Origin of the sequence: Noviherbaspirillum sp. L7-7A, from assembly GCF_019052805.1 — a bacterium.
In the GTDB taxonomy this organism is placed as follows: Bacteria; Pseudomonadota; Gammaproteobacteria; order Burkholderiales; family Burkholderiaceae_D; genus Noviherbaspirillum_A.
In genome coordinates, this window is the sequence record NZ_JAHQRJ010000001.1 from 2,084,449 (window position 1) to 2,095,225 (window position 10,777).

The 10,777-nt window shown below is 63.6% G+C and carries 10 protein-coding genes; 2 read left to right on the top strand and 8 right to left on the bottom strand.

What is annotated here, in order from left to right:
• Positions 1 to 8: 8 nt before the first annotated feature.
• From KTQ42_RS09525 to pstS, 6 genes are all read right to left on the bottom strand, one after another.
• Complete coding sequence (locus KTQ42_RS09525) at positions 9 to 698, bottom strand: response regulator (protein ID WP_217345287.1); 690 nt, start codon at positions 696 to 698, stop codon at positions 9 to 11.
• A gap of 5 nt (positions 699 to 703) precedes the next feature.
• Positions 704 to 1,408 carry a phosphate signaling complex protein PhoU gene (phoU, locus tag KTQ42_RS09530; RefSeq protein ID WP_217345288.1) on the bottom strand — a complete coding sequence of 235 codons (705 nt, stop codon included), beginning with the start codon at positions 1,406 to 1,408 and terminating at the stop codon, positions 704 to 706.
• Positions 1,409 to 1,441: 33 nt separating this feature from the next.
• On the bottom strand, positions 1,442 to 2,239 hold the full coding sequence (gene pstB, locus KTQ42_RS09535; RefSeq protein WP_249222703.1) for a phosphate ABC transporter ATP-binding protein PstB: 798 nt from the start codon (positions 2,237 to 2,239) through the stop codon (positions 1,442 to 1,444).
• 19 nt (positions 2,240 to 2,258) lie between these two features.
• Positions 2,259 to 3,119 (bottom strand): phosphate ABC transporter permease PstA, encoded by an 861-nt coding sequence (gene pstA / locus KTQ42_RS09540; protein ID WP_217345289.1) that lies wholly within the window; start codon positions 3,117 to 3,119, stop codon positions 2,259 to 2,261.
• On the bottom strand, positions 3,116 to 4,048 hold the full coding sequence (pstC, locus tag KTQ42_RS09545) for a phosphate ABC transporter permease subunit PstC (protein ID WP_249222903.1): 933 nt from the start codon (positions 4,046 to 4,048) through the stop codon (positions 3,116 to 3,118). Before pstC ends, pstA begins: the two co-directional genes overlap by 4 nt.
• 147 nt (positions 4,049 to 4,195) lie before the next feature.
• A complete protein-coding gene (gene pstS / locus KTQ42_RS09550) occupies positions 4,196 to 5,236 on the bottom strand; it encodes a phosphate ABC transporter substrate-binding protein PstS (RefSeq protein WP_217345291.1) in 1,041 nt (346 codons plus the stop codon).
• A 170-nt stretch (positions 5,237 to 5,406) separates the two neighbouring features.
• Here pstS and ppk1 point away from each other — a divergent pair, with 170 nt between their 5' ends.
• Entirely contained in the window at positions 5,407 to 7,500 is a 2,094-nt protein-coding gene (gene ppk1 / locus KTQ42_RS09555; protein ID WP_217345292.1) for a polyphosphate kinase 1, read from the top strand.
• A 14-nt stretch (positions 7,501 to 7,514) separates the two neighbouring features.
• The gene (locus tag KTQ42_RS09560; protein WP_217345293.1) at positions 7,515 to 7,982 is read left to right on the top strand and encodes a histidine phosphatase family protein; all 468 of its coding nucleotides are present in this window, start codon (positions 7,515 to 7,517) and stop codon (positions 7,980 to 7,982) included.
• Between the two features lie 20 nt (positions 7,983 to 8,002).
• Here KTQ42_RS09560 and KTQ42_RS09565 read toward each other — a convergent pair whose 3' ends face one another.
• Together KTQ42_RS09565 and KTQ42_RS09570 are read right to left on the bottom strand one after the other, a co-directional pair.
• Positions 8,003 to 9,241 (bottom strand): DUF445 family protein, encoded by a 1,239-nt coding sequence (locus tag KTQ42_RS09565; RefSeq protein WP_249222704.1) that lies wholly within the window; start codon positions 9,239 to 9,241, stop codon positions 8,003 to 8,005.
• Between the two features lie 59 nt (positions 9,242 to 9,300).
• A complete protein-coding gene (locus KTQ42_RS09570; RefSeq protein WP_217345294.1) occupies positions 9,301 to 10,758 on the bottom strand; it encodes a Ppx/GppA phosphatase family protein in 1,458 nt (485 codons plus the stop codon).
• Between the last annotated feature and the right edge of the window lie 19 nt (positions 10,759 to 10,777).

Here is a 10,777-nt window from a genome sequence, read left to right on the forward strand (position 1 = left end):
GCGCATCCCTATTTCTCCGACAGCATGTAGCCCACGCTGCGCACCGTCCTGATCAGCGACTCGGCCTCTTTCAATGCCTTGCGCAGACGCAGCACATGCACATCGACCGTGCGCTCCTCTATCACCGCATGATCGCCCCACACCCGGTCCAGCAACTGGCTGCGCGAGAACACGCGCTCCGGATGGGCCATGAAGAACTTGAGCAGCTTGTATTCCGCATGGCCGATGTCGATGCGGGTCTCGTTCAGGCTCACGGTACAGCTGACCGGGTCCAGCGTCACCGGGCCGGCGCGCATCAGGGTTTGCGCATGCTCGGGCGCCTTGCGCCGCAGCAGCGCCTTGACCCTGGCCGCCAGCTCGCGCGGCGAAAACGGCTTGGTGATGTAATCGTCCGCGCCCTGGTTCAGGCCGGCGATCTTGTCCTCCTCCATGCTCTTGGCGGTGAGCATGATCACCGGCAGGCTGGAGAAATTGCGGTCGGCGCGCAGCCGCGAAAGCAGGCGCAGGCCGGACTGGTCGGGCAGCATCCAGTCCAGCAGCAGCAGTTGCGGCGTGCGCTGCTGGAGGTAGTCCCAGGCGCCGCCGGCGGTGTCGACCGCGGCTGCATTCCAGCCGCTGTCGCGCAAGGTGTATCGCACCAGCTCGACGATGGCCGGCTCGTCCTCGACGATCAGAATTTCCGGGTTGTCCACTGCCATCCGCATCACCCTTGCGCTGACTGGGAGGCAGTGGCGTAGTCGGTGTGGCGGATGTCCTTGCCCTCCACCACGTAGATCACATACTCGGCAATGTTCTTTGCATGGTCGCCGATGCGCTCCACCGCCTTGGCCACCCACAGGGTTTCCAGCGCGCTGGAGATGGTGCGCGGGTCTTCCATCATGAAGGTGATCAGGTTGCGCATGATGGAGCGGAATTCATGGTCGACCGCCTTGTCCTGGGCAATCAGCCGGGTGGCCTGCTGGGCATCGAGCCGGGCGAAGCTGTCCAGCGCATCATGCAGCAGCGCACCGGCCGAGTCGGCGATCACGCGCACGGTTTCATAATGATTGATGGACACCACGCCGCGCTCCTGCATGCTGCGCGCGGCGCGGGCGATCTTGGTTGCCTCGTCGCCTATGCGCTCCAGGTCGGTAATGACCTTGATCGTGGCCATCACGGTGCGCAGGTCGTTGGCGGCCGGCTGGCGGCGCACGATCAGGTGGCTGCAGGCGTCGTCCAGCGACACTTCCAGCCGGTTCACCTGCTCGTCGGCCTGCATCACGCGGCCGGCGCGATCGGTGTCGCCATGACGGAAGCATTCCAGCGCATCATGGAACTGGCTTTCGACCAGGCCGCCCATGAGCAGCACCTTGGAACGGATCTGCTCCAGGTCAAGGTCATACTGCTTGGAAGAATGCTCGCTTGGCATGGTGTTCTCCTTGTTCTGCTGTCTGTTAGCGCATCAGCCAAAGCGGCCGGTGATGTAGTCCTGGGTCTCGCGGCGCCCCGGATTCATGAAGATCTGGTCGGTTTCGCCGAACTCCACCAGTTCGCCCAGATACATGTAGGCAGTGTAGTCCGAGCAGCGTGCCGCCTGCTGCATGTTATGGGTCACGATGGCAATCGTGTATTCCCCTTTCAGCTCGCTGATCAGTTCCTCGATCTTGGCGGTGGAGATCGGGTCCAGGGCCGAGGTTGGCTCATCCAGCAGCAGCACTTCCGGCTTGACCGCGACGCCGCGCGCGATGCACAGCCGCTGCTGCTGGCCGCCAGACAGCGACAGGCCGCTCTTGTTGAGCTTGTCCTTGACCTCGGTCCAGAGCGCGGCCTTGTTCAGCGCCCATTCCACCCGCTCATCCATCTCGCCGCGCGACAGGTTTTCATACAGCCGCACGCCAAAGGCGATGTTATCGTAGACCGACATCGGGAACGGCGTCGGCTTCTGGAACACCATGCCGACCCGTGCCCGCAGCATGTTCACATCCAGCCCCGGCTCGAGGATATTGCGGCCGTTATACACGATCTGTCCTTCGGCGCGCTGGCCCGGATAGAGGTCGTACATGCGGTTCAGGGTGCGCAGCAAGGTGGACTTGCCGCAGCCCGACGGGCCGATGAAGGCGGTGACCTTCTTGTCATGGATGCGCAAGTTGATGTTCTTCAGGCCCTGGAAGCCGCCGTAGAAGAAATTCAAATTGCTGATTTCTATCGTGGCCTTGGGACCGGGCGCATGGATTGCTGCTGCGGTTGGATTGCTCATCATGGCTATCGTCTATCAACGGTTATTGATGCGTTTTCGGGCGGAACACGGTGCGCGACAGGATGTTCAGGCCGAGCACGCTAAAGGTGATCAGGAGCGCCCCGCCCCAGGCCAGCGCGCGCCAGTTGTCATAGGGGCTCATCGCGAACTGGTAGATCACCACCGGCAGGTTGGCCATGGGCGCGTTCATGTTGGTGCTGAAGAACTGGTTGTTCAGGGCGGTGAACAGGAGCGGCGCGGTTTCGCCGGAGATGCGCGCCACGGCCAGCAGCACGCCGGTGATGACGCCGGCCTTCACCGCGCGCAGGCGCACCGTGGTGGCGACCTTCCAGCGCGGCGCGCCCAGCGCGAACGCGGCCTCGCGCAGGCTGGTGGGCACCAGATTGAGCATGTTGTCGGTGGTGCGCACCACCACCGGAATGGCGATCAGCGCGATGGCGAAGCTGCCGGCCCAGCCGGAAAAATGCCGGATGTTGGCGACATAGATTGCGTAGACGAACAGGCCGATCACGATGGACGGCGCCGACAGCATGATGTCGGTGACGAAGCGCGTGATCTGCGCGAAGCGGCTTTCCTCGCCGTATTCGGCAAGGTAGATGCCGGCCAGGATGCCGATCGGCGTCGACACCAGCGTGGCCATGCCCACCATCATCAGGCTGCCGACGATGGCATTGAGCAGGCCGCCACCCTCGCTGCCCGGCGCCGGCGTGCTTTCCGCAAACATCGCGCCGCTGATGGCGCTGAAGCTATTGATGATCAGCGTAACCAGTATCCACAGCAGGAAGAAAATGCCGAAGGCCATGGCCAGCACCGAGAGTGCGATACCGATGCGGTGCCTCAGCAGCCGCTTGCGATAAACCGGGTTTCTTGCGTCCTGCATCATTTGGTGCCCTCTCTTTTCTGCATCGTCAGCAGCATGATCTTGGCGGCTGCCAGCACGATGAAGGTAATCACGAACAGGATCAGGCCCAGCGCGAACAGCGAGGACACATGCAGCGGCGCATCCGCTTCGGCGAACTCGTTGGCCAGTGTCGACGCGATGCTGTTGCCGGCGGCGAACAGCGACCAGGACAGCTTGTGCGCATTGCCGATGACGAAGGTGATCGCCATGGTTTCGCCGAGCGCGCGGCCCAGGCCCAGCATCACGCCGCCGACCACGCCGATGCGGGTATAGGGCAATACCACCTTGCGCACCACTTCCCAGCGGGTGCAGCCCAGTGCATAGGCCGATTCCTTCAGCACCGCAGGCACCACGTCGAACACATCGCGCATGACCGAGGCGATGAAGGGAATGATCATGATGGCAAGGATGAAGCCTGCGGTCAGCATGCCGATGCCCATGGTGGGGCCGCTGAACAGCTGGCCCACGACCGGCAGCTGGCCCAGGGTCGCCTTCAGCAAGGGCTGCACGTGGTCGGCAAAGAAGGGGGCGAACACGAACAGCCCCCACATGCCGTAGATAATGCTGGGCACGCCGGCCAGCAGTTCCACCGCGGTGCCGAGCGGCCGCTTGAGCCATGCCGGACATATCTCGGTCAGGAACAGCGCAATGCCGAAGCTGACCGGGAAGGCCACCAGCAAGGCAATGAAGGAAGTGATCAGGGTGCCGGCAATGGCGATCAGGGCGCCGTACTGGTCATTGACCGGGTCCCATTCGACGGTGGTGATGAAACCGGGACCAAACTCGCGGAATGCCGGAATCGCGCCGATGATCAGCGAGACGATGATGCCGACCAGCATCAGCAGCACCAGCATCGCAAAGCCGAGGGTGACCTTGTGGAAGAAGAAATCCTGGATGCGCTGGCGGCGCATGATGCCGGCCAGCGCGCGCTCGGCGGCATCGATGCCGGCCGCGGGATCCAGCGCGGTATCGTGCAGTGTGGGGCTATTTGCGCTCATGGCGTCGATCATCCTGGTGCGGCGGCGTTGCAGTGCCAACGCCAGCCTGGTTGGAAAAACTTACCAGACAGCCTTGCCGGATGCGTCCTTGATCTGCGCCTTCCAGCCTTCCTGCACCAGCTTCACCACCGGTGCCGGCAGCGCCACATAATCGAGGTCGGCCGCCATTGCGCCGCCCTCCCTGAACGCCCAGTCGAAGAACTTCAGCACTTCGCGCGCCTTGCCGGGGTCGTCCTGCGCCTTCTGCATCAGGATGAACGAGGCGCCCGTCACTGGCCACGTGTTCTTGCCCGCCTGGTCGGTCAGCACCAGCGCCATGCCCGGCGTCCTGGCCCAGTCGGCGCCAGCGGCGGCGGCCTTGAAGGTCTCGTCATCCGGCTGCACGAACTGGCCATCGCGGTTCTGCAGTTGCGCATGGGTGATGTTGTTCTTTTTCGCATAGGCATATTCCACATAGCCGATTGCGCCCTTGACCCGCTGCACATTGGCCGCAACGCCTTCGTTGCCCTTGCCGCCCACGCCCACCGGCCATTTCACGGCGGTGCCGGAACCGATCGCACTCTTGAATTCGGGATTGACCTTGGACAGGTAGTCAGTCCACAGGAACGTGGTGCCCGAGCCGTCGGCGCGATGCACCACCGTGATGTCAACCGAAGGCAGTGTCACGCCCTGGTTCAGCGCGGCAATCTCGGGCGCATTCCACTTGGTGATCTTGCCCATGTAGATCGCGCCAAGAACGGCGCCGTTCATCTTCAGCTGACCGGGCTTGACACCGTTAAGGTTCAAAACCGGAACCACGCCGCCCATCACCGCCGGAAACTGCACCAGGCCCGACTTCTCCAGCTCAGCCGCTGGCAACGGCATGTCGGAGGCGCCGAAGTCCACCGTCCTGGCCTTGATCTGCTTGATGCCGCCGCCGGAGCCGATCGACTGGTAGTTCATGCCGTTCCCGGTGGCTTTCTTGTAGGACTCGGCCCATTTTGCATAAATGGGATAGGGGAAGGTCGCGCCAGCGCCGGTGATGTCGGCCGCGGTAGCGGAGAATGGCAGTGCGCACACAATGGCCAGCAGGCCGCCGCGGATGAGTTGCTGAAGTCTCATGATGCTCCTTGCAGATGTATTCAGGACAGCGCGCACTCTAGCGGACAAATATGACAGGTTTATGACGCTCCGTAACAAACATGACATTGGACAGATCGCATGGCAAACGTGTCATGAACACGTAATATTGCTTCATTACATTAGGACAAATGCAACTCGACCGGCCAGCCATGAAACGAAAACCAAAACCCGCCGATCTGAGGACGAAGCAGCAGCCGGGGACGGAAAACTACCTGAACCGGGAGCTGTCACAACTTGCCTTCAACCGGCGGGTTCTGGCGCAGGCCGGAGATCAGCGGCTGCCCCTGCTGGAACGGCTGCGCTACCTGTGCATCGTCAGCAGCAATATGGACGAGTTCTTCGAGGTGCGCATCGCCAGCCTGCTGGCGCGCATGGACGGCCATACGCCGGAAGCGTCGGTGCCGGGCGCCGACTTCACGCAGACCAGCGTCGAGTCGCATGACATCGTCGAGAGGCAGTACAGGATACTCAACGAGGAAATCCTGCCCGAGCTGTCGCGCCAGGGCATACACCTGCTGCGGGACCAGGATCGCAATGAAGCCCAGCGGGCCTGGGTCAAGTCCTATTTCGACCGCGAGGTCAGGCCGCTGCTCACGCCGATCGGCCTGGACCCGGCGCATCCATTCCCGCAGGTGGTCAACAAGAGCCTCAATTTCATCGTCGAGCTGTCGGGCAAGGATGCATTCGGGCGCGGCACCGCGATCGCGATCCTGAAGGCGCCGCGGGTGCTGCCACGGGTGATACGGCTGCCGGACGAGCTGTCGCAGGACGGCGGCATGTCGTTCTGCCTGCTCTCCTCGGTGATCCATGCCCATATCTCCGACCTCTTCACCGACCGCGAGGTGCTGTCGTATTCACAATTCCGCGTTACCCGGGACAGCGACCTGTGGGTCGACGAGGAAGAGGTCAAGAACCTGCGCCAGGCGCTGCAGAGCGAATTGCAGTCACGCCATTTCGGTTTCGCGGTGCGGCTGGAAGTGGCGCGCAACTGCCTCCCTTCCCTGTCGAATTTCCTGCTGGAACAGTTCTCCATTCCGCCCAGCCGGCTGTACGCGGTGGACGGCCCGGTCAACATGACGCGCCTCCTGGCGCTGGCCGATGCGGTTGACAAGCCGGGCCTGCGCTTTGCGCCCTTCACGCCCGCCTATCCGCCGACCCTGGACAATGCCGACATGTTCGCCGTGCTGCGCCAGCGCGACATGCTGCTGCACCATCCCTTCCAGTCCTTCCTGCCGGTGGTGGAATTCATCCGCTGCGCCGCGCATGACCCGAATGTGGTGGCGATCAAGCAGACGATATACCGCACCGGCATGAACTCCCTGCTGATGGAGTCGCTGATCCTGGCCGCGCAGCGCGGCAAGGAAGTCACCGTGATCGTCGAGCTGATGGCGCGTTTCGACGAGGAAGCCAATATCAACTGGGCCGACCGCCTGGAGCGGGTCGGCGCCCAGGTGGTCTATGGCGTGGTGGGCCTGAAGACCCATGCCAAGCTGGCGCTGGTGATACGCCGCGAGGAAGGCGAGCTGCGGCTCTACGCCCACCTCGGCACCGGCAATTATCATCCGACCACGACCAAGCTCTATACCGACTTCGGCCTGCTGACCGCCAATCCGCTGCTGACGGCGGAAGTCAATGAGGTGTTCATCCACCTGACCAGCCTGACCAAGCCGACCAGGCTGCAGCAGCTGTGGCTGGCGCCATTCGACCTGCAGCGGGAATTTCTGCGGGCCATACGCAACGAAGCGCGGATTGCCCGCCTCGGACGGCATGGCCGCATCATCGCCAAGATGAATGCGCTGGTCGACGAATCGGTGATCCGGGCGCTGTACGCGGCTTCCTCTGATGGCGTGAAGATCGACCTGATCGTGCGCGGCGCCTGCTCGCTGCAGCCGGGCGTGCCGGGCCTGTCGGAAAACATCCGGGTGCGCTCCATCATTGGCCGCTTCCTGGAGCACAGCCGCATCTTCTACTTCCGCAATGACCTGAAGCACGATGTGTATCTGTCCAGCGCCGACTGGATGAGCCGCAACCTTTTCCGCCGCATCGAAGTCGCGTTTCCGGTGCTCGACCGGGCGCTAAAGCGGCGCGTGCTGCAGGAAGGCCTGGACCCCTACCTGAAAGACAATACCAATGCATGGGAGCTGGGCCCGGACGGCCGCTACACCCGGCGCAAGCCGCGCGGCAAGCAGGCGGCGTTCAGCGCGCAGGACTATCTGATGCAAACCCTGGGGAAGATGGCCTGAAAGGGAGGACAAGCATGGACCTGATCCTGTGGCGTCATGCCGAAGCGGAGGATGGCCTGCCGGACGCGCCTGATGCCGGGCGCGAACTCACCGCCAAGGGGCGCAGGCAGGCAATGAAAATGGCCGGCTGGCTGGACCGCAACCTGCCTTCCGGCTGCCGCATCCTGTGCAGCCCCGCCAGGCGCACGGTGCAGACCGCCGACGCCCTGGGCCGCAAGTTCCGCATCCATGCCGACCTTGGCATCGACGGCCAGCCGCAGCGCATGCTGCAGCTGGTGAACTGGCCGCTGGCGCGCGAGCCGGTGCTGCTGGTCGGGCACCAGCCCACGCTGGGCCGGCTGGCCGCTTTACTGCTGCATGGCGTGGAAGCCGACTGGACGGTGCGCAAGGGTGCCATATGGTGGCTGGCCATGCGCGAGCGCGGGGGGCAGCCGCAGGTCTACCTGAAGGCCGTGATGACGCCCGACCTGTGTGCCAGGTAGCGTTCACGCAGTCCCAGGCATTACAGCGCCAGCGATACCAGGTGCAGCAGCAGTCCCACCAGGCCGCCGACCAGCGTGCCGTTGATCCGGATGTATTGCAGGTCCTTGCCCACATAGGACTCGAACTTGTCCGACACGGTCTTTGCATCCCATTTCTGGATCACCCTCTTGATCAACCCGGCAATCAGATGGCGCCGGCTTGAAATCGCGGTGGCGGAAAAATCCCTGATCCAGCCGTTGAGCTTGTCGCGCACCAGCGCATCCCGGCCCAGCGCCGCGCCCAGGCCGGCCAGTGCCTTCTCCAGCTGGGAGGCGATGCGGGAGTCCGGCCTCTCCACGTCGGCCAGCAGGCGCTCGCGCACATTGCCCCAGACGGTATGGGTGTAATCCCTGAATAGCGGATGCTGCAGCGTCTGCGCCACGATGCCGGCGATGCGCGCCTCATGTTCGGGCGATGTCCTCAGCCTGTCGATGAATGCCTCGGCGCTGCGATGGAAGCGCTCGCGCCACTCGCTATCGGGCTGGCGCATCTCGTCCAGGATGTTCTGCGACTCGCCCACGATCTTCTCGAACAGCTTGTCGTCGATGATGCGCGGCATCCAGCGCGGGCTCTTTTCATGGATCTTCTGACGGATGAAATCGCGGTTGCGCTCCAGCGCATCGGCCGCCATGCCGATCAGGTGATCGAACAGCATCTGATGCCGCCGGTCGGCGATCAGCACCTCGAACACTTCGGCCAGCAGCGGCGCGAAGCGCACATTCTTCAGGCCCGAGGCCAGCGTGGCCTGCAGGAAGCCGGCCATGTCGCGGTCTTCCATCATGCGCATCAGGCCGGGCACGCCATGCGCAATCTGCAGCGATACGGCGCGGCTGTTGGCCGGCTCCGCCAGCCAATGCGCGGCGGCGCCGGCAAAGTCGATATGCCGCAATTCCTCCGTCAATACCTCGCGTGTCATGAAGTTATGTTCGAGAAAGTCGGCAACGCTGCTGCCTATCCTGTCCTTGTTGTTGGGCACGATGGCCGTATGCGGGATTGGCAGGCCCAGCGGATGCCGGAACAGGGCGGTCACGGCAAACCAGTCGGCCAGTGCGCCGACCATGGCCGCTTCGGAAAACGCCACCACAAAAGACAGCCATGGATAGCGCGGCTGCAGCAGGCGCGCCGCCACGAAGGTCAGCGCCATCAGGATCAGCAGCCCGGTGGCGATGCGGCGCATGCGGGTCAGTTGCGCCGAAGGCGGCGTTGCGGACAGCCGCATCAGGCGCTGCTCCCGCGCGCCTGCAGGATCAGCATGGGATGAGCGGGCCGTGCCATGACTCAGGCTGCATGCCGGACTTGAAGCTCGGTGCCGACGTCCTTCCAGTAGTCGCGTTCCTTCTGCAGCCAGAAGGCCAGGGTCGGATGGGCATCCAGCCAAGCGCGTGGAAACTCCAGTTCGATGCGATTCCTGATGCGCAGACCCACCTGCTGCAGCGAACCCTCGATGCGCGCGTGCATGAACACGATGGCCAGCCGCAGCGCCAGCACCGCCCGCACGAAGTCAGGGTCGAGCAGCATCCGGTCGAGCTTCTTCAGGTTGCCTTTCTGCCCGAGGATCAACTGGCTCATCAGCCGCTGCTCGCGGTTGGTGAAGCCGGACAGATCGGCGTTTTCTATCATGTAGGCGCCATGCTTGTGAAAGCCGCTGTGGGAGACCAGCATGCCGACCTCGTGCAGCAGCCCGCTCCAGTACACCGGCCGGGTGTAGGCATCATTGCCCGGCTTTAAGCGCGCATACAGCGTGCTGGCGATATCGGCGGTGCGGTTGGCACGGGTTTCATCGACCTGGAAGCGCTGCAGGAAGGCGCGTACCGATTGTTCGCGTCTGTCGTGCCGGGTGGCGCGCAGTTGCATGTCCCACATCACGCCCAGGCGCAGCCCCGCTTCGATCGGCAGCATCTTGCTGATGTCCATTTCCTGCATCACGGCGATCAGGATCGCCAGGCCGCCCACCAGCACCGGCGCCCGGTCCGGCTTCATGCCGGCCAGCTGGATGGCATCGACATGGCCAAAGCCGATCAGGCGCTGGCGCAGCGCATTCAGGCTGGGCAGGGTCAGCGTGCCGTCGCCCAGGCCGTTTCTGGCAATGGCCTCGGAAATCGAGCGCAGCGTTCCCGAGGAGCCATAGGCCATGTCCCAGACGTGGTTCTTGTAGAGCGGCACCGCGTCCTCGAAATAGCCGCGCGCCGAAATGATGGCCGCGTCGAAATGCGCATCGTCGATGCGGCCATCGATGAAGAAGCCGTCGCTCTGCCGGACCGTGCCGGTGCTGAAGGATTCGACCGCGAGGATGTCGAGACCCTTGCCGACGATGACTTCGGTCGAGCCGCCGCCGATATCGAGCACCAGGCGCCGCTCGCCGGGATTGTCCAGCGCGCAGGCGACGCCGAGGTAGATCAGCCTGCCTTCCTCCTCGCCGGAAATGATTTCGACCGGATAGCCGATTGCCTTTTCCGCCAGCGGCAGGAAGTCGGCGGAATTGCCTGCGATACGCAGGGTATTGGTGGCAACCACGCGCACCGCATCGAGCTGGTAGGCGGCGAGCACGGTGGCGAACCGGGCCAGCGACTCGGTGGCCACGCGCATGGCCTGCGGCGTGAGCATGCCGTTTTTGTCCAGTCCGGCGCCCAGCCGGATCGGTTCGCGCGCGCTCTTGATGATGCGTATGGTTTTGCCGTCGTAATGGCCCACATGCAGGCGAAAACTGTTGGAACCCAGGTCAACCGCTGCAAACATGTCTGCCTTTCTTCAGGAT

What these genes read in the sequence shown, in the direction of transcription:
- KTQ42_RS09525 (WP_217345287.1), bottom strand. Translation starts at nt 698, where the DNA reads ATGGCAGTGGACAACCCGGAAATTCTGATCGTCGAGGACGAGCCGGCC.
- phoU (WP_217345288.1), bottom strand. Translation starts at nt 1,408, where the DNA reads ATGCCAAGCGAGCATTCTTCCAAGCAGTATGACCTTGACCTGGAGCAG.
- pstB (WP_249222703.1), bottom strand. Translation starts at nt 2,239, where the DNA reads ATGATGAGCAATCCAACCGCAGCAGCAATCCATGCGCCCGGTCCCAAG.
- pstA (WP_217345289.1), bottom strand. Translation starts at nt 3,119, where the DNA reads ATGATGCAGGACGCAAGAAACCCGGTTTATCGCAAGCGGCTGCTGAGG.
- pstC (WP_249222903.1), bottom strand. Translation starts at nt 4,048, where the DNA reads ATGCGCCGCCAGCGCATCCAGGATTTCTTCTTCCACAAGGTCACCCTC.
- pstS (WP_217345291.1), bottom strand. Translation starts at nt 5,236, where the DNA reads ATGAGACTTCAGCAACTCATCCGCGGCGGCCTGCTGGCCATTGTGTGC.
- ppk1 (WP_217345292.1), top strand. Translation starts at nt 5,407, where the DNA reads ATGAAACGAAAACCAAAACCCGCCGATCTGAGGACGAAGCAGCAGCCG.
- KTQ42_RS09560 (WP_217345293.1), top strand. Translation starts at nt 7,515, where the DNA reads ATGGACCTGATCCTGTGGCGTCATGCCGAAGCGGAGGATGGCCTGCCG.
- KTQ42_RS09565 (WP_249222704.1), bottom strand. Translation starts at nt 9,241, where the DNA reads ATGCGGCTGTCCGCAACGCCGCCTTCGGCGCAACTGACCCGCATGCGC.
- KTQ42_RS09570 (WP_217345294.1), bottom strand. Translation starts at nt 10,758, where the DNA reads ATGTTTGCAGCGGTTGACCTGGGTTCCAACAGTTTTCGCCTGCATGTG.